The organism is Flavobacterium sp. W20_MBD1_R3 (assembly GCF_052119725.1).
GTDB lineage: Bacteria > Bacteroidota > Bacteroidia > Flavobacteriales > Flavobacteriaceae > Flavobacterium.
In genome coordinates, this window is the sequence record NZ_JBGQOR010000001.1 from 239,596 (window position 1) to 262,819 (window position 23,224).

Below are 23,224 nucleotides of genomic sequence, written 5' to 3' on the forward strand. Positions count from 1 at the left end.
TTCAGTGAATTTCATTTGCAACGAATAGCTGGAATAGCTCCAAATAAAAATTACAAGTCTATAGAACTCCCTATTTCCAGTAACATCAAATCTTTTCCTTTATTGAAAAATTTACGAATGGATTCTTCATGGTCAATTTCGATATACCCAAAAGTATCGTAATGATAACCTAGAATTTTATCACAATTCAAGAAATCAGAAGCTATAATTGCATCTTCGACATCCATGGTAAAATTATCCCCTATCGGCAAAATTGCTAAATCGAGTTTGGTACGCATGGGAATGAGTTTCATATCCATAGACAGCGCCGTATCACCAGATATATATATGTTTTTATGCTCTCCCTCGATAACAAAACCACCCGGATTTCCTCCGTAACTGCCGTCAGGAAAAGAACTGGAGTGAATCGCATTTACGTATTTCAGTTTACCAAAATCAAAATTCCAGCTTCCGCCGTGATTCATTGGATGTGATTGAAATCCCTTTGCATCATAATAACCTGCAATTTCGGCATTGGAAACTATTACCGCATTCGTTCTTTTGGCAATTGATTCGACATCTAGGATATGGTCACCATGGGCGTGGGTTAGCAAAATATAATCTGCTTTTAAAGAATCAACGTCAATATGAGCCGCTTTTGGATTAGCCGAAATATAAGGATCTACAATAATGTGTTTGCCGCCAACTTCTATACCTAATGACGCGTGACCGTAAAATGTTATTTTCATTTTTTTTTATTTAAAATTGAATGACTGAATGATTTAATATTTGATTTCTGTTTTATCTACCTCCTAAAAAAGTATTCACAACAATATCCGAAAAGAAGTAAATCATACCTAAAGACAATAACACTGAAAGGGCAAAAGTACTCAGCGCCAGTTTTTTTAATTCGGGATCTAATTCTCTAGGATGATGATTTTTATAGACGGTAATTAAATGTTTAGTTAAAGGGATGTAGGCTAGTAAGAACAAGTACTGATCAAAGTGAAAATCGTCAATAATTGCAAAAATCAATACCAAAACCATCGCCGTTACAATCAAAATGTAATGGTATATTTTAGCTTTGGCTCCGCCAATTTTTACAACAATTGTATTTTTATTTGATTTTCTATCGGATACTTCGTCTCGCATATTATTCAGATTCAAAACGCCGACACTCAATAATCCGATCGCCACAGCTGGTAAAACCAATAACGAATCCAATTCTTTGGAGTATAAAAAATTGACTCCTAAAGTACTCACTAATCCGAAGAACACAAACACAAATACATCCCCAAATCCACGATAGCCGTACGCGGTATTTCCAACCGTATAGCGAATAGCAGATACAATTGCAAGAATTCCTAATACTAAATAGAAAAAGGAAAACCATAGATTTGTGTCTCTGAACGCATAATAAATCAATAATATAGCAGATAGCAACGTCAATGCTGATGTCATTATAATAGCTCGTTTCATGGCCTGCGGAGTGATCACACCGCTTTGTATCGCACGTTTGGGTCCTACCCGATCTTCATTATCTGTTCCTTTCAGACCGTCACCGTAATCGTTGGCAAAATTTGACAGTATTTGCAATCCTAATGTTGTCAATATCGCAAAACCAAACAATCGCCAGTTAAAGACTTCTGTTGGAGTTAATATATTATCTGTCGGGTTTGCTAAAGCATACATACTTCCAACTATTATTCCAGAAACCGATAAGGGTAAGGTTCGTAATCGTGCGGCTTCAATCCAATGTTTCATGTTTTTTTATTTAAAAGTGTAATTGTTTATTTGGTTAATTGTTTACTCGGTTAACGGAACAAACAATTAACCAAATAACCTCTTTAAACTACATCCAATTGCTATCGGAAGTTTCTATTTCGTACAACCAACGGTTGACTTGTTGTTTTAGTACTGAATAATCCCCTAACTGAAAAGCGATGTTTCCTCCTGCGGTGTGCAAAGTTATGGAACCAATATCCAACTTTTTATGCCAGAAAAGCTGCGAAGTTGTAATTGCTTGTATTTTACTGGGTTCAATAATATCATTACTGATATCCCAAGCGCCACTTTGCTTTATTATAAATCTCTCTTGGATAAATAATCGGTTATTTTTGAATTTAAAGAACTGGATTAATCCAATAAAAACAACATAAATTGGCACCACATAATTATATTCAAAAATCATAGGCTCCAGCCAATACCCAATCCCCAAAAATCCCAACAAAGGTAATCCTATTGAAAGAAAAACAGAAAAAATAAGTTTACGAAAATTAGGTTGCAGCATTACTCCTTTTTCAGGAATTTTATGAAACAACAATCTCAATATCGAATCCCTTTCTGCTTCGGTGCATCCCGGAATTTCAATTGTTGATTTCCGTTCTTCCTTTTCACCGCCGGTAGCTTGTTTAATTTTTAATTCCAGAATACCCATCTTCTTTTGGAAATAATTTCTAGTAACAGTGGTAATCTGAACTTTTTCAGGCTTGATAATGGTACTTTTAGAATTTAATAATCCAAAAGATAGTAATAAAGATCCTTTTTGTCTTGCTATTTTATAATCATAATATTTAAAAACAGTGCGGATGATATTAATAATCAAAACCACTAAAAACAATAACACTATCGCTATTAAAATTGTTTGCAATACTAGGTTTTTATCGATATACGAACCTACCTTTTCTTTGTATTCATTACTTTCGTTTCCAAAATTTTGAAAATTCTCGTAAATTGTACTAAAGAAAATCACCAATAAAGCGATAGTTCTCCCGTAATTAGAAGTAACTCCAACTTTTAACAAACTCAAAAAACTTATTTTTATGAAAGGATGCGAAGCTTCAAATAGTTTTTGCTCGGTTTCATCCAATGAAGTTTCTTCAGTTCCAATTGTAGTCTTTAGTTCTTCATTTTCTAACAAACGGAATTTTAACTCTAAAGCCAATTCATGCGAAATCGCTTTGATGGCACCTTCTTTTTTATTGCTTCCCGCTGTGTCTACATCCAATTCGTAAACGCCAATTAACTTTTGGATAAAAGACTGATTGATATTTACCTGTTGAATTTTACGAAGCTGAATCGCGGTTTTAGTTTTATTAAAAACACCCTCTGTAATGATAAACTCCTCGTTTTCGGAATCCAAAAAGAAAGTGAAATTCAGATATTTCAAATAAGAAACAACTCCAACAATCACAAAGACAGCAATCATTCCTAAGGAAAAATACAATTTATTAACTTCGTCAAACTTAAAAATCCAAATCACAATCATAGGCCACAACGCTCTGGCGTATTGCTGAAGCGTATAAAAAAACATCACCAAAATCCCTATTGAAGATTGCCGCTGTGGCTGACTAAAATCGGCTCCCATTACAATTGCTTTTGTATTTTACCCATCAACAATTGTTTGATATTCTCGGCGTGTTCTTTTTCGATTCCCGGAATTTCAATATCACTGGAACTTCCACCGGCAGTAAAAATTTCTATTTTGGCGAGACCAAAATAACGTGAAATAAATCCTTCATGCAATGCCACATGCTGCACTCTATTATAAGGAATTACGATTGTATTAGTAGCAAGAATTCCGTATCTAAAAAGCACATCGTGTTCCCGGAAAGCAAATCCTTTTTTCTGGAATCCAATAATAGAAAATACTACCAACAAAGCCGCTAATACAGGAATAACAACCCCTATAATCAACCAGACTCTTCCTAAAAAAAGTTCTGGTTTAAACACTGAAAACAATATTGGAACAAGAATAAGTATGCTAATAAATAATGCCAGATTAATCAATACTACCCTAATGTATTTAGGATGCAAATTCGTAAAATTGACTTCTTCAAATCTTGGAAGCTGGTACGTATCAATTGTTTCGTTTGTAAAATTTTCCATTTATAAAATTTAGTTTTTTTACCAAAAAAGAGGCTATCTTTTTTGCCACAAAGACCACTAAGGTGCTACGTTTTTATTTGAGTCTTTTGAGTCTGATTACTGAAACTGTCAATGAGATTTCTCCTTCATCGAAATGACAAATCACGACTGCGTTCTTGATAGCGACCGACTACTGAATACTGATTACTAAATTACGGCAACCATTTTTTCTCAAAATTCGGTTTTCTTTTCTCCAGAAATGCATTTCTTCCTTCTTTAGCTTCTTCGGTCATATAGGCAAGTCTTGTGGCTTCACCGGCAAAAACCTGTTGTCCTACCATTCCATCATCGGTAAGATTCATCGCAAATTTTAGCATTTTAATTGCCATTGGAGATTTTTGCAAAATTTCCTGTGCCCATTCGTAAGCAGTATCTTCTAGTTCAGCATGCGGAATCACAGCGTTGACCATTCCCATATCCATAGCATCCTGAGCGGAATAATTGCGTCCCAAGAAAAATATTTCGCGTGCTTTTTTCTGTCCCACCATTTTAGCTAAATAAGCGGAACCATAACCACCGTCAAAACTCGTTACATCAGCATCCGTTTGTTTAAAAATAGCGTGTTCTTTACTCGCCAAAGTCAAATCACACACCACATGCAAACTGTGTCCACCACCTACAGCCCAACCTGGAACTACAGCGATAACTACTTTTGGCATGAATCGAATTAAACGTTGCACTTCTAAAATATTCAAACGATGCTGCCCGTCATCGCCAACATAACCTTGATGACCGCGAGCATTTTGATCGCCGCCACTGCAAAAAGAATATACGCCATCTTTAGACGAAGGCCCTTCTGCAGAAAGTAAAACCACACCAATAGAAGTGTCTTCCTGTGCATCATAAAAGGCATTATACAATTCAGCAGTTGTTTTTGGACGGAATGCATTGCGCACATCCGGTCTGTTGAACGCAATTCTGGCAACGCCATTGCATTTCTTATAAGTGATATCTTCGTATTCTTTAGCAGTGATCCAATCCATTACAATTGATTTTAATTATTTCAGTGTAAAAATAAATCATTTTTTACATTTTATCTATTCTATTTAGACAAGCTTACGGTAATATTTCTCTCATTAAAGGCTTTGTAATGTTAAAAAACGACCAAAAAACAACGTTTTAACAGTTGAAAATCCAAATAATTTTGATTTAAAAGTAAGCCAATCAATTGATAGTAAATTATTTATCCTGAATTAATTATTGATTTTTCAATATAGTGTCAACTTTTAAAAAAAAACATGGATTGCAATTAAAATAGTGGAATTTATTATCCTAAAACAGCATTAAAAAGAGAAAGACTAACCGTTACGATTAGTCTTTTTTTATAATACAATCCCTTATTAATTGGGTAATTCTAAACCGAAAACAGTTGGTCACGAACTTTAATTTATTCCTTAACCAAGTAAATCCCGTCTTCCTTGATTTCGATTAATTTCTCTCGGTATAAAGCTCCTATCGCTTTCTTGAAGGTTTTCTTACTCATTTTCAAAACCGTTTTAATGTCTTCCGGATGTGAATTATCAGTCAAACGCAAGAAACCTCTACTCGCTCTTAACTCATCCAGAATTTTTTCTGCATTCGGTTCGATACTTTGATATCCTTGAACTTGCAATGCCACATCAATCTTATTATCTGGGCGAATCGTCTTGATATATCCTCGCATGCGGTCTCCAGTACGAATCGCATCATCATACACTTCATCTTTGTACATCAAACCTTTGTGCTTCTCGTTGATGATCACATTAATGCCTATCTCAGTGATATGTGACACAATTAAGTCAACTTCCTCGCCTTTTTCAACTGTAAGTATTTCATTTTTAAGAAATTGATTTGTCTTACTTGAAGCAACTAAACGATTGGTTTTTTCATCCATATAAAGATAAACCAAGTAGCGTTTTCCTTTTTCCATAGGACGTGCTTGCTCTTTGAACGGGACCAAGATATCTTTTTCCATTCCCCAATCCATAAAAGCACCAATCTGATTGGTATAATTCACACGCAAAAGTGCAAATTCATTCAATAATATGTATGGTTCTAATGTAGTGGCAACTGGTCTTTCTTCGTGGTCTAAATACACAAAAACTATCAACTCTTCCCCTATTTCAAATTCGTTTGGCACGTATTTGTTAGGCAACAGAATATCCTGAATTCCTTCGGGATCTTCTTCTGGATTTCCCAGAAACAAACCCACTTTGGTATCGCGTAAGATGGTAAGCGTATTGTATTTTCCTATTTCAATCATTTTCTTTCAATTTCTAAAGTGCAAATGTACGAAGTTTGAAAATAGTAAATTAAGAAACCGTCCACAAAAAAACAAAGCCTGAATCCGAGGTGTTTTTTCATTTTACGTAGAAGAACTTTTCGTTGTTTTATCGACAGTTATGCGACTTTAGATAGTATCTATGCCAAAAGTGTTGAATATTTGCTTCTCTCGGGGCTACTATTTTGAATAAATAGTATTAAATCAACTTTTCATTTCCTCTATGTAAAAATTTATGTGTTTTTTTGTAATCTTTTTTTTATACTAAAAATAATATATATATATATTTAGACCCAAAATAATTCATCATACATGAGGAAACTTTTTTTTCTTGCACATCTCTTTTTTTTATTAGTTAGCTCTTCAATTTTTGCATTTACTAAAACAAATGAAAATAGTCATACCCTAAAAACGACGAATAAAAATTATAAAAGCGAATTAGTAGTACCTTCCGTTTCGTTTAGTTTTACTAATGACGGTAGTTGTTCCGGGACTCTAATTACGTTTACATCTAGTATCACTGGAGATGCACCTTTCAAGTATCAATGGGATTTTGGCGATGGAAGTACATCTGCTGCTGCTAGCCCTTCGCATTCTTTTACAGCTTTAGGTTGTGGCCTTCAAAATTTTAATGTAAAACTAACCGTTACTGATATTAATGGGGGGATCTCTTCCATAACAAAAGTCATTTCAGTTAAACAAAAACCAGATTTAAAATTTGTCAACCTCAATGCTCCTCCTGGATCCAGTGCCCCTTTTGAAAAATGTGGAGACAATAATTCAGATCTTAAATACACTATTAATGTAGGCAATAATTCGAGTTCAATTTCCTGCATGTCATCCTATACCGTTGAATGGGGCGATGGAAGTACAGAAACAAATGTTACTTTTCCCAGAATGCATACCTATATGAAGTTAGGATCGTTTAATATGGTTGTTACAGGAGTTGGCAGTAATGGTTGTACCAATTCTATTATTTATGTCATTAAGAACTCTAACAATCCAATTGGAGCATTGATTGCGCCGGGAAATACTACTAATTTTTGTACTCCAGTGGCTCCAATGGAATTTGCTATAGGATCATGGGCGCTGAATCCATCAGATACAAAATATCAGGTCAATTACGGCGATGGTACAATTAGAAATTACACCCAAGCGCAATTAGAAAGTTCAGCTTACTATAATGCAGCAATTCCGTCTGCTTCCCAAAATTTCCCAATCCCACATACTTTCACTCGATTTAATTGCCCATCAGGAAATATTGTTAGCCTAACGATTTCCACTTCCTGCGGCAGTACTTATCTTACGGCAGGACCCATAATTATTCTAGATGTTCCCATTATAAGCTTTTCCGTCAATAGTATAGTATGTGCAAATACATTCGTGTATTTCAATAATTCAACCGCTGCAGGATATACGAATGACTGTAGCACTTTTAATGTGTACACTTGGGATTTTGGGGACGGGAGCGCACCTTCCAGAGACGTTAATCCAAGTCATGTCTACGCACTGCCTGGCAAATATAAAATCACATTATCAGCTGAAACACCTTGTGGAAAAGGAACTTCTTTTAGCAAATGGATCTGTGTGGAGCCCATATTACAACCTAAATTTACATACGGGAATGCTTGTGCTTCGAGTAATTTACAAATTACAAATACTACGGATACCAGTTTAAGTTGTGGTGCCGAAAGTTATTATTGGGAGATCATAAATTATTATGAAGGTTTTTGCGGAAAAGGAACCGCACAATGGAATTTTGCAAATGGTACAGGCTCATCATCTAAAAACCCAATTTTGAATTTTATAACGCCTGGGACCTATTATCTGCGATTGACAACGAGAAACTCTTGTGGTATAGACCGATCGATTACGGAGATTATACAAGTAAAAAAGCCGCCGGTTACTACTTTAAATCCTATTTCGGATTTTTGTAACTCGGCAACAATCCAACCAGTAGGAACAGTGGTCGAAAGTTGTTCTCCAAGTTCTGAAATTACTTATCTCTGGAGTTTTCCCGGAGGTTCCCCATCTTCCTCTACATTGCTTAATCCCGGATCAATCAATTATTCTGTTAGTGGAAACTATCAAGCCATTTTTAGTGTTACCAATAGTTGCGGTACTACTACAAAAACAGCTAATTTTTCAGTTAATCTAGTTCTTTCGCCCATTATAAAGCCAAAGGAATTAAAAATTTGTAGTGGAGAAACCTTTCTAGTCAAACCAGTTAGTGATGGAACAGATAATGTCCCATCAAGCACTACTTATACCTGGTCAACACCTTCTATTTTCCCTGCAGGTGCGGTAAGTGGTGCCTCGGCACAATCGTCACCCAGAACAAATATTAGTCAAACACTAACTAATACTACTCCAAATCCAGCAACTGTAACTTATATTGTTTCTCCTGTTTCTGGTAGCTGTCCCGGACCTAATTTTACGGTTACAGTACTTGTTAACCCTCTAATAAATGTGGTGGACACCATTAAAAACAGTACCTGCTTTGAGTCAGATGATGCCGCTATTAGCATAACCGTCACTGGCGGAATCCCTTTTTCAACAGGAAAACCTTACACCTTTTCATGGGCTGGTCCTAATGGGTTTACCAGTACTGAAGAAGATATTTCTAATTTGGAACCAGGAATTTATACTGTTCGCGTTATTGATAATGGCAATTGTCCATTTATAAGAAGTTACACGATTAGTCAGCCTGCTAAATTCAGTTTTTCTGGATTTAAAAATGACATTACTTGTTTTGGGTCTAATGATGGAAAGGTTACTATAGCAACTACAGGAGGTACTCTTCCTTATACTTATATTTGGACAAAAAACGGAACCCCTCATTCAGCCTCAGAAGATCTTACCAACTTGGCTCCGGGAGTTTACAAAATAACGATTACAGAAGCGAACAATTGTGATACCCTCACGGAAACTTTTACTATTATAGAGCCTCCTTTGTTAAAAGTAAATCTAATCAGTCAGGTAAATATTTTATGTTATGGAGATTTTACCGGAGAAATTAATGTGGAAGCAACCGGTGGAAGAGCAATTGAAACGGCACCAGACATTTTTAATTACAACTACAGCTGGACCGGACCAAACGGATTCAGGAGTGCTCTTCAAAACCTGAGTAATGTTGCAGCTGGAACTTATAACTTAACAGTCACTGATAATTCTGGTTGTACGGAAAATTTAGAAGTTGTTTTACTTCAAAATAATGAAATCCTTTTAGCATATACAAAAACTGAAATAGCATGTTATAATGATGCAAACGCTTCTATTACCCTTACGAATATTAGTGGAGGGATTCCATTTGCAACTGGAAATCCTTACCTAATTAAATGGAGTAATTTAGGAACAGGACGTGTTCAGAATAATTTATCCGCGGGAACTTATATAATTACTATTACGGATTCTTTAGGTTGCGTAAAACAATTTAGCATAACCATAGATAATGCACCTGTTTTTACTATAAATCCGGATATTAAACAAATTTCTTGTTTTGGTGAAAAAGATGCTCACATACGGCTAAACCTAATGGGTGGCAAAACTCCTGTTACTTTAGTTTGGGATGATGATGCAACCGCCGGTATTGATCGAAATAATATAGGACCCGGAAAATATACAGTAACAATTACTGATGCTAAATTATGTACCATAAAGGAAACATTTATCATTATAGAACCTTTACCATTAGAGTTGCGAGCTGACGTTTCAAACCCTTTGAATTGTTTGGATGCAAATACGGGAGCTATTAATTTAGTAGTAACAGGAGGCGCACCTCCATTTACATTTTCTTGGTCTAATGGCGCCACTTCCGAAGACTTACAAAATCTTCCGCCAGAAAATTATACTGTTACCGTAACGGATGCTAATGGCTGTAAAAAATCCGAATCCTGGAAAATTATTCGATTTGAGCAACTGACTCCTACTATTGAAGTCCTTACTGATTTTAACTGTGATACTAAATACGTCCGTCAAACATTTGTAGGGAAGGTCAAAGGTGGTGTTCCTCCTTATCAATTAAGCTGGTCTGATGGTATTGTTACTGGTGCCAATAATGAAATTATGAATACCAACAACAATGGCTTAGTTATATTTAGTGTTACGGATAGCTTTGGCTGTACTGCTGATATTACTTATAATGTTGACACACCAGTTCTAGGAGAAGCTAAGTTCGAAACTAGTTCGTATGGAAATGATGTATATGGCTTATATTCTATTTACGATCCTATTTTATTTAACAACTTAGCCACAGGAAATTTTACTAAAATTTCTTGGGATTTTGGAGATGGCAATTTTTCAGATGAAGAAAGTCCAAAACACATCTTCACCAAAATAGGAACGTATACGGTAAAACAAACGGTTACTTATCCTTTTGGTTGTCAATACGTTTATACTACTACGATATTTATCGAAAAAGGGTATAGCTTAATGATGCCAAATGCATTTACCCCTAATGGCGATGGTGTAAATGACTCTTTTTCACCCATATTTTTAGGATTCATAGAAATGACATTGGATATTTACGACACTTGGGGCAGTATTGTATACAGTGAAAAAGGAGAAACTATAAGGGGATGGAATGGAACAGTAAAAGATTTAGAAGCCGAAAATGGAAATTACCATTTCAAACTCACCGCCAAAACATTTTACAATCATACCATAATTGAAGATGGAGCCTTTACCTTAATTAAATAAAAGTAACGCATTAACTAATGAAAATTAAACTATTTATTATAATTATATCTTGTTGCATTTATTCAAAAGTAAGCGCACAAGACCCTGTTTTTACTCAATATTTCTTAGTTCCAGAAACCTTGAATCCTGGTTTTTCCGGTTTTATGGAGACCACCTACGCTGGTATTATTCACAGAGAACAATGGCCGGACTTAGATTTAAAAATCGATACTGACTATGCTTTTGTTAATACTTGGAACGAAAACATGAATAGTGGCTATGGTATTAGTATTTTAAACCAAAGAGAAAATGCCACCAATTACAATTTTACACAGATCAATGCAAATTATGCGTACCGGGTACGAATCAGCGACGATTGGGATTTTAGACCCGCAATAGAAATTGGTTTTGGACTCAAATCATTTGCTTTTCAAAATTTATTGTTGGCAGATCAAATCAATATTAGAACGGGAATTGTAAATACGAATTCAATTGATCCACTATTGAGTAATGACAAAGTTAGCTTTTTTGATGCTACTGCAGGGATGGTTTTTAATACTGAAAACATGTGGATTGGCTTATCCATGAAACATTTAAACAAACCCAACATCTCCTTTACGCAAGACGGAAACGTTCCTTTGAATACGTTTTTCTCCTTGAGTACAGGTTATGAATTTCTTCTGGCTGACTATATTGATGTCAAATTTTTCCCGTATGCCACCAAAATGTTTGTGACTTCAAATTATATGCAACAAGGGCGCTATAACCGACTTGATATTGGCGCATCTATCCTATTTGAAAAAATGTTTTTTGGGGCCACTGCCGTAACGAATCCTGCTAAAAATGGTATCAACAGTCAACTGCTAACATCCGTGAACCTTTTTACCGGCTTGCAATATGATCGTTTACGACTTGGTATCGCATACGATTTAAATACCACTAAAATTGGAAAAACGGGAGGCATTTATGAACTCTCCTTATCCTACCAATTTAGTTTAGATGTGAAATGTTTTGGTTGTCCTAATTACATTGGAAGATAAAATTAATTTATTTCCACAGCATATATTTAGACATTTAAGACCTCCTATCTACACAATAAATACATGAACTCTAGCACGTTGTTTCACTCTTAACGCTAGATAAGCGTCCTTAGTTTTTAAAGATAATTTTTCGTTGCATAATGTGATTCCATTTCTGGGTGATCTATCAAGAACAAAAAGATTGATTAAAAATGGCTCTCGAATTCCGTCACTCCAAATGTGAAGCGTATCGAGTAATTTTTTTACTTTTTGTAACATAAAAAATAATCGACTAGCAGTTTTTGATAATTGTACTCAAGCAGTTGGAAAAAGCAGTAACGAACTAAAACTCCAATGAAAGAAAATTCAACAGCATTTTTTAATAAATACAGATTATTTATTTCCTCAAATGACAATTTATAAAAATATAAAAGGCTGTCTTTTGGGGAGAAGACAGCCTTTTATTTATATAAAAATACTCTACTTATATTTTTGCGAAGATATTTGTGTAATACTTTTTACCAGTTGCAGGATCCTCTTTTATTGCAATTCCAAAATGAGTAAAGTTTCCTTCAATATTTTCTTTGTGACTAGGACTGCCTAACCAAGCACTTAAAACGGCTTGTGGCGTGTTATAATTATATGCAATATTTTCACTTACTGATGAAGCTCCTAATATCTTCTTTATATTTTCCGAACGAGCAACAAAATCGTTATGGTTTACCACATTATTAGCAATCATGTAAAGATCGTGCTCTTCTGATTTGTAAGACATGTGATTTATTTTTTCCAAAGCATTTAATCCCTTGCTAACTCTGTGGGCATTAATCAAATTCATCGTTTCTAGTTCAATAGTATTGTATGAATACAAAATTACTTTATTAGCAACTGCATCAACTGTTTCTGTTTCAGTCGAGTCTGCAGAGCAAGAATTCATAATGCATATCACAGCCACGAGCCATAATGCACGAAGTACTTTTAGCTTCATAATAATAGTAGTTTAAGTTTAAAGTAGATTGTGGGGCAAAAAACTTTAATAATAATTTAAAGATGTTTTTAAATATTAATTAAACGTACATCTTTTATCGTTAAACTACCAAAAAAAACCGATGAAATACACTATATAAATTATTATTTATATATTTTTCTTACATTAAGGGGAGAGTCTGTCAATTTTCCAAGAGTAATCTTGTTGACTTGTATACCGAATTCTATCATGTAATCGGTTGGGTCTTCCTTGCCAAAATTCTACTGTTAAAGGAGTTACTAAAAATCCTCCCCAATGCTTTGGTCTTGGAATAACCATACTTTCAAAATCTTTTTCTAGTTGTTCTAAATTTTTTTCTAAATAGTCTCTAGAAGGAACTACTTCACTTTGGTTTGATACAATTGCTCCCAATTTACTTCCGTCAGGTCGAGATTCAAAATAACTATCGGAAGTGCTCTCCGTGGTTCTTTTTGCAATTCCTTTGATAATTACCTGACGTTCCATACTGTGCCAAAAGAAAGACAAACAAACATTTGGATTTTCTGAAATAGCCTGACCTTTTTCTGAATTGTAATTGGTATAAAAAATAAAACCTTCTTCATTAAATTTTTTCAACAAAACAACTCTGGATTTAGGAAAACCATCTAAACCAATTGTAGAAATGGTCATCGCATTTACTTCTTCGTTCGATCCAAAATCTTCTGCCTCGTGAAACCATCGGCTAAACAAGTTAATTGGATCTTCTGGAATATTAGTTTCTAATAATTCACTCTTGTCGTAAGATTTTCTGTAATCACTTAAATCACTCATAATTTTTATTTTAAAAATATTTGATTGTTGAACAATTTGACTAAATCAAAAAATCCAACTATTATTTTACCGCCTAAATTGATTTTTGTTTTTAAAACTCAAAACTTTTCCCATCATCAGCTAAAAGTACTTCAGGAAAAATAGTTTCCGCTTCTTCTTTAAACAATTCGATACTTTCATATCGAGTAGAATAATGCCCTAAAATTAATTGTTTAACATTGGCTTTTAAAGCTATTGTTGCCGCTTCTTTTGCTGTTGAATGCAATGTTTTTTTTGCTAGATTTTCCTCAGATTCCAGGAAAGTAGACTCATGGTACAAAACATCTACATTTTCTATAATTGGAAGTATCGCTTCATTGTAAACCGTATCCGAACAAAAAGCATAATTTTTTGCCGGAATAGGGTCAAATGTTAATTTGTCGTTTTCAATGATTCGCCCGTCCTCGAGTGTGATATCTTTTCCGTTTTTTATTTTTTGGTAATAACAACTCTCTATCTCATAATTCTGAACGGCGTCTAAATTCAGTTTACGATCGCCTAATTTTTCCTGAAATAAAAAACCATTTGTATACACACGGTGTTTCAATGGAATGGTTTTCACCAAAACCTTATGGTCTTCAAAAATAATTTCGCTTTCCAGAGATTCCAATTCATGGAAAAACAAACCATAATTTGTCCAAGAGTTAGACAATCGCAATTGCAACTTGATAATTTCTTTGATGCCTTTTGGTCCATAAATATGCAAATCCGTAGTTCGGTTCAGCAAAGTGAATGTGGATACTAAACCCACTAATCCAAAGAAATGGTCTCCGTGCAAATGGGAAATGAAAATATGGTTTATTTTAGAAAATCGAATTTTATTCTTACGCAGTTGTACTTGCGTTCCTTCCCCGCAATCAATCAGAAAAAGTCTATTTTTTATGTCTAAAATCTGGGAAGTTGGATTGGTAAATGTTCGGGGTGTTGCGGCATAGCAACCAAGGATTGTTAGTTTCAAGTTTTTAATTATTCGGTTATGGTGAATTTTGCTTAAATGAATTAAACGGTCAAAAAAATAACCGAATAAATTCATTTAAAAGCCTAAATCTCTTTCTATTTCTTCCATTTCTATAATATCGTGCGCTTCTAATAATGAGGGAACCACAGTTAATTTAGCAGGAACAGCATTGTAATCAAAATCAGAAGTGACGATAACAAAGGACTTTTTAGCTTTTTTATGTTGTGTTGACAATGGCATAAATAACTTTATATCATTTGTAGACAAATCATTATGCAACAAAAGATCAATTATGATATTGTATTTTTCGAATGTTTTATATTGATGAGTAACCTTCATTAAAAAAGAAGTAAAATCACCTTGAGTGTCCCTAATTGTAACGGTATGTCCTTTTTGATCTACTTTCATTGTATTGATTTTCAAAGGCTGCTTGTGGCAGCGTAGTTTATAAGTAGCTAATTTACAAAGTTTTAAATTAGTTATTGAATTTTTGAAGCCAAAAGATAAATAACTGCCATTCTGATTGCTACACCATTTTCTACTTGGTTTAAAATCACAGATTGATTAGAATCAGCTACTTCACTTGTAATTTCGACACCGCGATTAATAGGTCCGGGATGCATAATTATAATTTCTTTGTTCAAAGAATCTAAAAGTGGTTTATCGACTCCATACTGTTGCGCATATTCCCGAGTTGAAGGGAAATAATTGACATCCATACGTTCATTTTGAACGCGCAACATATTGGCAACATCACACCATTCTAATGCTTTTCGTAAATTAGGTTCTACAGTAACACCCAACGATTCAATATATCGTGGAATAAGTGTTTTAGGCCCGCAAACTTTCACCTCAGCGCCCTGCATTTGTAAAGCATAAATATTAGACAAAGCGACTCTGGAATGCAAAACGTCGCCCACAATGACCACTTTCTTTCCAGCTACTTCACCTAGCTTTTCTCGAATGGAATAACTGTCTAACAACGCTTGTGTAGGATGTTCGTGTGCGCCATCTCCTGCGTTTACAATACTGGCTTTAACATTTTTTGACAAAAAATACGCAGCACCAGGATTTGCATGCCGCATCACCACCATATCTACTTTCATCGAAAGAATATTATTTACGGTATCTATCAGCGTCTCTCCCTTTTTGACGGAGGATTGCGCCGCCGAAAAACTAATGACATCCGCAGACAAGCGTTTTTGTGCTAATTCAAAAGAGAGTTTTGTTCTGGTACTGTTTTCGAAGAAAATATTGGCGATGGTAATATCTCGTAACGAAGGCACTTTCTTAATTGGTCGATTGATGACTTCTTTAAAATGATCGGCAGTTTCAAAAATCAGGTCAATATCATTCTTGTTGATGTATTTTATGCCTAATAAATGATTTACGCTTAATTCTTTCATTTTTATTTACGATTATAGTTTTTAATAGTTGGCGTTTGCTTTCAATCTAACTTGTAATTAAATACACGCCATCTTCTCCGTCATTTTCTTTCCAACTCACTTTTACTTTTTCATCATTTATAGCATCTACCTGCCTTCCTCTATAATCCGGTTGAATGGGTAAATTACGACTAAAACGCCTGTCTATCAGGACCAAAAGTTCAATTTCTGAAGGTCGTCCAAAAGATTGAATAGCAGTCAAAGCCGAGCGAATGCTGCGTCCGGTGAACAAAACATCATCAATGAAAATGACTTTTTTATTTTCGACGATAAAATTAATCTTGGTTTTATTGGCTTCTAATGGCTTTTCAGTTCTTCTAAAATCATCCCTAAAAAAGGTGATATCCAGATAGCCGAGCTGTATTTCAGGAGTTTGGTATTGTTTTTCTAAAATTTCTTTTAAACGTTCTGCTAAAAAAACACCTCTTGGTTGGATACCAACTAATATTGTATCTGAAAAATCTAAGTGTTTTTCGATTAATTGACAAGCCAAACGGTGTAATATGATAGTAACTTCTTTTGCAGTAAGTAATACTTTTTGACTCATAGTAATTGTGTGGTTTGGTTTGGCAAATATACAAATTCCAATTTATGATTTTAGAATTAAAAAGAGAGAAAATGCCTGTGCTTATAATTCAAAGAAAACAGGTATATTTATAGTACTTAATTTTGAAACAATCAATAAAAATTATATAACCAAGGAAATGAATTCATATTCTATTTTTACATTTTAATTTTTAATTTTCAAAACACAAAATCATGCAAAAAAGACTCACCAGATTATTGATGCTTTTTATAGTATTAATATCATTTTCAAGTTGTTCAATAATTGAAGGAATATTCAAAGCGGGTGTCGGTGTCGGCATTTTTATAGTAGTCGCCGTTATCGCTATTATTATTTTTATCATTAGTAAAATTTTTGGTAAAAAATAATAAGGATTTAAATAAACTTGATAATCCGAAACTTCCCTAAAAGAAAATATCCCGCAATTGCGGGATATTTTCTTTTATATAGACACTACTTTTTATACGGTGTACATTTTAACTCTTAGTTCTTGCACTTTCTCATCATCAAGATAATCATCAAAAGTCATGTAACGGTCAATCGCTCCATTAGGCGTTAGTTCAATAACTCTATTAGCAACTGTTTGAGAGAATTCATGATCATGAGTGGTGAAAATAACAGATCCTTTGAAGTTTTTTAATGAGTTATTAAAAGCTGTAATTGACTCTAAATCTAAATGATTGGTTGGTTCGTCCAGCATTAAAACATTTGCTCGTTCCATCATCATTCGAGACAACATGCAACGCACTTTTTCTCCTCCGGATAAAACTCTACAGGTTTTTAACGCTTCTTCTCCGGAGAAAATCATTTTTCCAAGGAAACTGCGAATGTTTACCTCATCCCGTTCTTCTTCTGTTTTTACCCATTGGCGTAGCCAATCTACAAGAGTATAATCATTCTCAAAAAAAGCATGATTTTCTACCGGCAAATACGCTTGATTTGTTGTAACTCCCCAATCATAAGTTCCTGAATCTGCTATTTTATTTCCGTTTAAAATTTCGTAGAAAGCTGTTGTTGCACGTGAATCTTTTGAGAAAAGAACAATTTTATCGCCTTTGGCCATATTCAAATCTACTCCTTTAAACAATATTTCTCCTTCGATAGTAGCGCTTAAATTTTGCACATTCAAAATTTGATCTCCTGCTTCACGCTCTTGATCAAAAATAATTGCCGGGTAACGACGGCTTGATGGTTTTATCTCGGAAATATTCAATTTACTAATCATTTTTTTTCGCGAAGTAGCTTGTTTTGATTTGGCTACATTCGCACTAAAACGACGAATAAATTCTTCTAGTTCTTGTTTCTTTTCTTCAGCTTTCTTATTCTGTTGTGCACGTTGTTTCGCTGCTAATTGGCTTGATTCATACCAAAAAGTGTAATTACCCGAATAATGATTTATTTTACTGTAATCAATATCCGAAATATGCGTACAAACAGAATCTAAAAAGTGTCTGTCGTGAGAAACTACGATTACGGTATTTTCATAGTTAGCTAAGAAATTTTCTAACCAAGCAATGGTTTCAAAATCCAGATCATTGGTAGGCTCATCCATAATAAGTAAATCCGGATTTCCAAAAAGCGCTTGTGCCAAAAGGACACGAACTTTTATTTTTCCTTCCAAATCTCCCATTAACGTATAATGATGTTCCTCGGTAATGCCAAGATTTGACAACATTGATGCCGCATCAGAATCAGCATTCCAACCATTCATTTCTTCAAATTGCACTTGCAACTCCCCTATCCTATCCGCATTTGAGTCATTGTAATCTAAATACAAAGCATCCATTTCTTTTTTGATCGCATAAAGGGTTTTATTTCCCATCATAACAGTCTCCAATACGGTGCTTTCGTCAAACATATTGTGGTTTTGGTTTAAAACCGACATACGTTTTCCTGGTTCCAAATGAATATGCCCCGAAGTTGGATCCATTTCACCTGCAATTATTTTAAGAAAAGTAGATTTTCCAGCGCCATTAGCTCCGATAACGCCATAAATATTACCGTGTGTGAAGGTCGTATTTACTTCGTCAAACAAAATTCGTTTGCCAAACTGAACTGATAAATTATTTACTGTTAACATGAATATTTATTTTATAAAATTTATGCAAAATTACAAAAAAAATACCGATTTACTGAATTACAAAAAAATCCGTTTTCAACGGTTTAAATTTATGTAATAGGATAATAATTGACCTAAAAAATCCTGACAAAAATTGTAAGGATTTCAAAATTCTTATTTCATAAAACCAATATTATATTTATTCTAAAGCAACTTTTTCAAACTGCCATAAACTGCTAATTCTACATCAGAAGAGCTTCTGGTATTGCATTTTTCTAGTAAATCCTCCATTACCGATTGATTTACTTTTTGTTTTTTATTCAAAAAAAGTAAAAATTGTTCCGATACATCACTCAAACTTTTAGATAAAGGCAAAAGAGGTTGCACCAAAGGAGCATTGACGCCTAAAGCAATTAAATCGGCATTCATAACAATCCACTTCTTGAAAAAATCAGTTACAATCCCTTTATTCTCCTTGCTTTTATCAGCTAAATAATTTTTCACAGCAACATTAAAATCTAGCGCTTCCGAAGCATCTGCATTGCACGCATCCGCAAATAATGTCAACGGAGAATGCATGCGGTATTTCTTTCCGCCACCGTTGCGTTTGTAATTTTTAAGTGGTTCACAAAGGTTCGAAAAATCATTCAATACGCGTGTATCTTGATTGTTGCTTATGTTTCTCAAAATCACTTCTTTATTTCTGATGTGCGTAATTCCGAGTTCTTCTAATCGAAAAGAAATTGTTTTCAACCTTTTGCGCAAGCTGTTCATATCATTTACTTCCGCACTTGACCATAATCTCTCGGCTATTGCGGCGGTTCGTGGCCAAATTCTAGAATCTATATTTAATGGTGTTACGAGTTCGCTCCACATTGCAGCTTCTCCTCCTAAAACTCTTGCTTTTTCTTCTGAACTAAGAATAATCTTTTTCGGTAAGGGATCATTCATATAATGACTTTCTAAACCCAGCATCAAATCAATATAATACCCATTGGACAAAACGGTATTGTATCCACTTTTTGCGGCTTTGATCAAAGCTCCACCAGCTTCTTGACCTTCATTCGTTCCTCTCCAAGCATGAATTATAGCATCTTTAGACATGTTTTCAGTCATTATTTCCTCCCAACCCATCAGTTTTTTATTGTGCTTTTTTAGCATTGGAATCAACTTCATATTAAAGTAAGTCTGCAAATCATGATTGTTAGCCAAATTATTATCCTTCTTAAATTGTTGAATTTTAGAATTTGCATTCCATTCTTTACCATTGTTTTCGTCACCACCAATATGAAAATAACTGCCCGGAAATAACGGACAGACTTCATCAAAAATCGAGCTTAAAATTTCATAGGTTTTTGGATTTGTAGGGTCTAGAGTCGCATTGAAAATTCCTGAATTTCTTTGCACTTCATACGTGATTTTTCCTTCTCCAATTTTACTTCCTATTTCCGGATAAGCAGTCAGCAATGCAGAAGCATGTCCCGGAACATCTATCTCGGGAATAACCAAAATCCCTTTTTCATCAGCATATTTTACAATGTTTTTAATTTCTTCCTGAGTATAAAAATATCCATCTGAGGCTAATTCTGTTAATTTAGGATGGTTATTCAATTGAATTCTCCAACCTTGATCATCGGCTAAATGCCAATGAAAAACATTCATTTTCATTGAAGCCATAGCGTCAAGATTTCTCTTGATGACATCAACCGGCTGAAAATGTCGGGCAGCATCAATCATCAAGCCTCTCCAGGTAAAACGTGGTGAATCAGAAATTTCAATAACTGGAAAATAATAAGACGTACTGTTATTTTGCAACAACTGTAATAAAGTTTCCAAACCATGCAACGCCCCTAAATCATTGGTTGCATTAATAATAATTTTATTCGCAGTAATTGTCAGTTGGTAACTTTCGTCCTCATTAATTTCTATTTTCCCATTGCGAACACAATTTATTTGTAATTCGGCTTCCGGACTTTCGTTGACTTTCGTCAAAAAACTTTGCTCGAGAAACAATCCCGTTCTGCCGTCCAATCTTCTTACAAAGTTGGTTGCGCCTATAAAAATTCTGGGATTAGGATTCCCCGTAATATTCACTTTAAAATTTTTGCTTAAAGCAAAAGTGCCAGCGGTCAACTTTATATTTTGTGGCCAAGGCATCAGGTTTAATTGCTCGGTGGTGATTTGAGCATTTACAACACAAGTCCCAAATAATAACATTAAAAAGTATTTCATAGTCTATAGGTATTCAATATATTTTAATAATCAAAACGTTTAAAAGCTTCGATGGCTTCATATTCAGCCAGTCCTAAATCATCATACAATTTTGCAGTATGTTTATTTCGGTCTTCAGCACGCACCCAAAATTCTCTGGAATCATTACCTTGAAACATCACGCGGTCTTTTTGCGATTGATGATACAAAATAGCGTGTCTTTTTAGCATTACTTCCTCTGGACTTAACGGAACTGCCATATCTATTTCATGAATTTCCCACTCATGCCATGCGCCGCGATAGAGCCACAACCAACAATCCTTCATAAAGGGTTCGGGTTTCAAAGCTCCCATTGCAGCAAAAATAGTGTTAAGACAAACTTCATGCGTTCCATGCGGATCTGCAAGATCACCTGCGGCAAAAACCTGATGCGGTTTTATTTTTTCGATAATTGCTTTAACAATGGCAATATCTTCGGCATGTATTGGATTTTTCTTTATTTGTCCCGTTTCATAAAAAGGCATATCCAGAAAATGAATATTCGATTCATTCAATCCAATGTACCGCACTGCCGCATACGATTCTCTTCGTCTGATAAGTCCTTTTAGCTTCCGAACTTCAAGAGAATCCATTTGGTTTTCTGACTTGTTATTCAAAAAATCAATAACCGATTGAAAATCTATTTTTGCGACATCATTTTCTACAAAATCATTACAAACTTCGGCAAATTTCAACGCTTCTTCATCCGTAACCGCTATATTTCCTGAAGTTTGATACACGACATGGATATCATGTCCTTGTCGTATCAGTTTAGAGAAAGTCCCTCCCATCGAAATCACATCATCATCCGGATGCGGACTAAAAAGGATAATTCGCTTCTTTGCGGGATTCGCTCTTTCGGGTCTGTTGGTATCATCGGTATTGGGCTTTCCTCCTGGCCATCCGGTTATGGTGTGTTGCAATACATTGAACATATTGATGTTCAAATCATAAGCAGAACCTTCTAAAGCCAGCAAATCAGACATTCCGTTATTATTATAATCCCTATCCGTTAGTTTTAGAATGGAACGATTTGTCTTTAAACACAACCAAACAATAGCTTTACATTTAAGTTCTAATGTCCAATTACAATCTTGAACGAGCCATGGAGTTTTGAATCGTGTTAGTTCTGAAGCCGCTGATTGGTCTAAAACAAAAGTGGTATTATCATGGCTTTGCAAGAAAGTTGCTGGAATTTCCGAGCTTATATCGCCTTGCACAGTTCTTTTAATTACATCGGCTTTATTTTGGCCCCAAGCCATCAAAACAATTCTTTTGGATTTAAGAATAGTCGAAACGCCCATCGTAATGGCTCTTTTTGGAACATTTTCAATACCATTAAAATCAGAAGAAGCATCGACTCGAGTAATATAATCCAAAGTAATTATTCGAGTTCCAGAATTGATGTGAGAACCCGGTTCATTAAAACCCACATGGCCGGTACGACCAATTCCTAACAATTGAAAATCAAGTCCACCAGCATTTTTAATTTTATTTTCATAGTCAATACAATATTGTTTCAGCGCATCAATAGGCACTGTTCCATCTGGAATATTTATATTTTCCGGTTGAATATCAATGTGATTGAACAAATGTTCGTACATGAAATAGTGATAGCTGTGGTGGTTCTCTTTCTTCATTGGATAGTATTCATCCAAATTAAAAGTGACTACATTGCTAAAACTGAGTCCGTCTTCTTGATGCATTCGAACCAATTCTTCGTAAACTTTTATAGGTGAGGAACCTGTTGCCAAACCCAGGATACAAACTTTATTTTCAGATTGTTTGGATTTAATCAAGTCAGCAATTTCCTGAGCAACTACTGCAGACGCTTCTGAAGCATTTTTGAAAATTGTATTATGAATTTTTTCAAATCGTGTTTCCTCAAATTTACCGATACTTTCATAACTGATATCTATTTTTCCTTCTGAAGTACATTTCATATCGTGTTTTTTATACTGATTCATAAAGATAGTTTTTTTTTGAAAGAGCAAAGAAAAATCAATCCAATACAACCAAATAATTATTTTTACCTCTGAAAATTTATTGAATCACAGAAATCATCAACCATTTTTACCAATTTGGAATATAACAAACCCATTTCTTAATTCTCCACGTTTTAGAATTAGCAAAAAATTTGTAAAAAAAGCAGGTATTTTCAACAAAAAATGGTTATTCAATAATTTTAACAATATTTATTCTAAATTATTTTTTTTTAATTTACTTAACAAATATATTTACGGTCTTG

18 protein-coding genes are annotated in these 23,224 nt (G+C 34.6%); 3 read left to right on the forward strand and 15 right to left on the reverse strand.

Going from position 1 to position 23,224, the window contains the following annotated elements:
- Nucleotides 1–50: 50 nt before the first annotated feature.
- The 6 genes from ACEN2F_RS01025 to ACEN2F_RS01050 form a co-directional block, all read right to left on the reverse strand.
- Nucleotides 51–728: a metal-dependent hydrolase gene (locus ACEN2F_RS01025; protein ID WP_441734900.1), complete on the reverse strand. Its 678-nt coding sequence runs from the start codon at nucleotides 726–728 to the stop codon at nucleotides 51–53.
- A gap of 52 nt (nucleotides 729–780) precedes the next feature.
- Complete coding sequence (gene menA / locus ACEN2F_RS01030; protein WP_441734902.1) at nucleotides 781–1,743, reverse strand: 1,4-dihydroxy-2-naphthoate octaprenyltransferase; 963 nt, start codon at nucleotides 1,741–1,743, stop codon at nucleotides 781–783.
- A gap of 88 nt (nucleotides 1,744–1,831) precedes the next feature.
- Nucleotides 1,832–3,346: a PH domain-containing protein gene (locus ACEN2F_RS01035; protein WP_441734905.1), complete on the reverse strand. Its 1,515-nt coding sequence runs from the start codon at nucleotides 3,344–3,346 to the stop codon at nucleotides 1,832–1,834.
- Nucleotides 3,346–3,867: a PH domain-containing protein gene (locus ACEN2F_RS01040; RefSeq protein WP_441734908.1), complete on the reverse strand. Its 522-nt coding sequence runs from the start codon at nucleotides 3,865–3,867 to the stop codon at nucleotides 3,346–3,348. The genes ACEN2F_RS01035 and ACEN2F_RS01040 overlap by 1 nt, the downstream gene beginning before the upstream one ends.
- 191 nt (nucleotides 3,868–4,058) lie before the next feature.
- Nucleotides 4,059–4,889 (reverse strand): 1,4-dihydroxy-2-naphthoyl-CoA synthase, encoded by an 831-nt coding sequence (locus tag ACEN2F_RS01045; RefSeq protein WP_091170323.1) that lies wholly within the window; start codon nucleotides 4,887–4,889, stop codon nucleotides 4,059–4,061.
- A gap of 404 nt (nucleotides 4,890–5,293) precedes the next feature.
- Nucleotides 5,294–6,148, reverse strand: a complete 855-nt coding sequence (locus ACEN2F_RS01050; RefSeq protein WP_441734911.1) for a CvfB family protein — start codon at nucleotides 6,146–6,148, stop codon at nucleotides 5,294–5,296.
- 330 nt (nucleotides 6,149–6,478) lie between these two features.
- On the opposite strand from ACEN2F_RS01050, the gene ACEN2F_RS01055 reads away from it, so the two are divergent.
- Together ACEN2F_RS01055 and ACEN2F_RS01060 are read left to right on the forward strand one after the other, a co-directional pair.
- A complete protein-coding gene (locus ACEN2F_RS01055; RefSeq protein WP_441734914.1) occupies nucleotides 6,479–10,864 on the forward strand; it encodes a PKD domain-containing protein in 4,386 nt (1,461 codons plus the stop codon).
- A gap of 17 nt (nucleotides 10,865–10,881) precedes the next feature.
- On the forward strand, nucleotides 10,882–11,883 hold the full coding sequence (locus ACEN2F_RS01060) for a PorP/SprF family type IX secretion system membrane protein (protein ID WP_441734916.1): 1,002 nt from the start codon (nucleotides 10,882–10,884) through the stop codon (nucleotides 11,881–11,883).
- A gap of 463 nt (nucleotides 11,884–12,346) precedes the next feature.
- On the opposite strand, the gene ACEN2F_RS01065 is transcribed toward ACEN2F_RS01060, so the two are convergent.
- The 6 genes from ACEN2F_RS01065 to pyrR all read right to left on the reverse strand — a co-directional run bounded on the left by ACEN2F_RS01065 (nucleotide 12,347) and on the right by pyrR (nucleotide 16,649).
- The gene (locus ACEN2F_RS01065; protein WP_441734919.1) at nucleotides 12,347–12,850 is read right to left on the reverse strand and encodes a CAP domain-containing protein; all 504 of its coding nucleotides are present in this window, start codon (nucleotides 12,848–12,850) and stop codon (nucleotides 12,347–12,349) included.
- A 165-nt stretch (nucleotides 12,851–13,015) separates the two neighbouring features.
- Nucleotides 13,016–13,660 carry a pyridoxamine 5'-phosphate oxidase gene (gene pdxH / locus ACEN2F_RS01070; RefSeq protein WP_441734922.1) on the reverse strand — a complete coding sequence of 215 codons (645 nt, stop codon included), beginning with the start codon at nucleotides 13,658–13,660 and terminating at the stop codon, nucleotides 13,016–13,018.
- A 91-nt stretch (nucleotides 13,661–13,751) separates the two neighbouring features.
- Nucleotides 13,752–14,657 (reverse strand): ribonuclease Z, encoded by a 906-nt coding sequence (locus tag ACEN2F_RS01075; RefSeq protein ID WP_441734925.1) that lies wholly within the window; start codon nucleotides 14,655–14,657, stop codon nucleotides 13,752–13,754.
- Nucleotides 14,658–14,732: 75 nt separating this feature from the next.
- Complete coding sequence (locus tag ACEN2F_RS01080) at nucleotides 14,733–15,065, reverse strand: ribonuclease Z (RefSeq protein WP_441734927.1); 333 nt, start codon at nucleotides 15,063–15,065, stop codon at nucleotides 14,733–14,735.
- Between the two features lie 71 nt (nucleotides 15,066–15,136).
- The gene (locus ACEN2F_RS01085) at nucleotides 15,137–16,063 is read right to left on the reverse strand and encodes an aspartate carbamoyltransferase catalytic subunit (RefSeq protein WP_426064872.1); all 927 of its coding nucleotides are present in this window, start codon (nucleotides 16,061–16,063) and stop codon (nucleotides 15,137–15,139) included.
- A 46-nt stretch (nucleotides 16,064–16,109) separates the two neighbouring features.
- Nucleotides 16,110–16,649, reverse strand: coding sequence for a bifunctional pyr operon transcriptional regulator/uracil phosphoribosyltransferase PyrR (pyrR, locus tag ACEN2F_RS01090; protein ID WP_441734930.1), 540 nt, complete (start codon nucleotides 16,647–16,649; stop codon nucleotides 16,110–16,112).
- Between the two features lie 212 nt (nucleotides 16,650–16,861).
- Between pyrR and ACEN2F_RS01095 the strand changes: the two genes are divergently transcribed.
- Nucleotides 16,862–17,035, forward strand: a complete 174-nt coding sequence (locus ACEN2F_RS01095) for a hypothetical protein (protein WP_441734933.1) — start codon at nucleotides 16,862–16,864, stop codon at nucleotides 17,033–17,035.
- Nucleotides 17,036–17,127: 92 nt separating this feature from the next.
- Here the strand turns inward: ACEN2F_RS01095 and ACEN2F_RS01100 are convergent, their stop codons facing one another.
- The 3 genes from ACEN2F_RS01100 to nagB form a co-directional block, all read right to left on the reverse strand.
- Nucleotides 17,128–18,747: an ABC-F family ATP-binding cassette domain-containing protein gene (locus ACEN2F_RS01100; protein WP_441734936.1), complete on the reverse strand. Its 1,620-nt coding sequence runs from the start codon at nucleotides 18,745–18,747 to the stop codon at nucleotides 17,128–17,130.
- Between the two features lie 183 nt (nucleotides 18,748–18,930).
- Nucleotides 18,931–20,958: a beta-N-acetylhexosaminidase gene (locus tag ACEN2F_RS01105; protein WP_441734939.1), complete on the reverse strand. Its 2,028-nt coding sequence runs from the start codon at nucleotides 20,956–20,958 to the stop codon at nucleotides 18,931–18,933.
- 23 nt (nucleotides 20,959–20,981) lie between these two features.
- On the reverse strand, nucleotides 20,982–22,919 hold the full coding sequence (nagB, locus tag ACEN2F_RS01110; protein ID WP_441735924.1) for a glucosamine-6-phosphate deaminase: 1,938 nt from the start codon (nucleotides 22,917–22,919) through the stop codon (nucleotides 20,982–20,984).
- Between the last annotated feature and the right edge of the window lie 305 nt (nucleotides 22,920–23,224).

Excerpts from the sequence above, each read along its gene's own strand:
- ACEN2F_RS01025 (WP_441734900.1), bottom strand. The coding sequence starts at position 728 with ATGAAAATAACATTTTACGGTCACGCGTCATTAGGTATAGAAGTTGGC.
- menA (WP_441734902.1), bottom strand. The coding sequence starts at position 1,743 with ATGAAACATTGGATTGAAGCCGCACGATTACGAACCTTACCCTTATCG.
- ACEN2F_RS01035 (WP_441734905.1), bottom strand. The coding sequence starts at position 3,346 with ATGGGAGCCGATTTTAGTCAGCCACAGCGGCAATCTTCAATAGGGATT.
- ACEN2F_RS01040 (WP_441734908.1), bottom strand. The coding sequence starts at position 3,867 with ATGGAAAATTTTACAAACGAAACAATTGATACGTACCAGCTTCCAAGA.
- ACEN2F_RS01045 (WP_091170323.1), bottom strand. The coding sequence starts at position 4,889 with ATGGATTGGATCACTGCTAAAGAATACGAAGATATCACTTATAAGAAA.
- ACEN2F_RS01050 (WP_441734911.1), bottom strand. The coding sequence starts at position 6,148 with ATGATTGAAATAGGAAAATACAATACGCTTACCATCTTACGCGATACC.
- ACEN2F_RS01055 (WP_441734914.1), top strand. The coding sequence starts at position 6,479 with ATGAGGAAACTTTTTTTTCTTGCACATCTCTTTTTTTTATTAGTTAGC.
- ACEN2F_RS01060 (WP_441734916.1), top strand. The coding sequence starts at position 10,882 with ATGAAAATTAAACTATTTATTATAATTATATCTTGTTGCATTTATTCA.
- ACEN2F_RS01065 (WP_441734919.1), bottom strand. The coding sequence starts at position 12,850 with ATGAAGCTAAAAGTACTTCGTGCATTATGGCTCGTGGCTGTGATATGC.
- pdxH (WP_441734922.1), bottom strand. The coding sequence starts at position 13,660 with ATGAGTGATTTAAGTGATTACAGAAAATCTTACGACAAGAGTGAATTA.
- ACEN2F_RS01080 (WP_441734927.1), bottom strand. The coding sequence starts at position 15,065 with ATGAAAGTAGATCAAAAAGGACATACCGTTACAATTAGGGACACTCAA.
- ACEN2F_RS01085 (WP_426064872.1), bottom strand. The coding sequence starts at position 16,063 with ATGAAAGAATTAAGCGTAAATCATTTATTAGGCATAAAATACATCAAC.
- pyrR (WP_441734930.1), bottom strand. The coding sequence starts at position 16,649 with ATGAGTCAAAAAGTATTACTTACTGCAAAAGAAGTTACTATCATATTA.
- ACEN2F_RS01095 (WP_441734933.1), top strand. The coding sequence starts at position 16,862 with ATGCAAAAAAGACTCACCAGATTATTGATGCTTTTTATAGTATTAATA.
- ACEN2F_RS01100 (WP_441734936.1), bottom strand. The coding sequence starts at position 18,747 with ATGTTAACAGTAAATAATTTATCAGTTCAGTTTGGCAAACGAATTTTG.
- ACEN2F_RS01105 (WP_441734939.1), bottom strand. The coding sequence starts at position 20,958 with ATGAAATACTTTTTAATGTTATTATTTGGGACTTGTGTTGTAAATGCT.
- nagB (WP_441735924.1), bottom strand. The coding sequence starts at position 22,919 with ATGAAATGTACTTCAGAAGGAAAAATAGATATCAGTTATGAAAGTATC.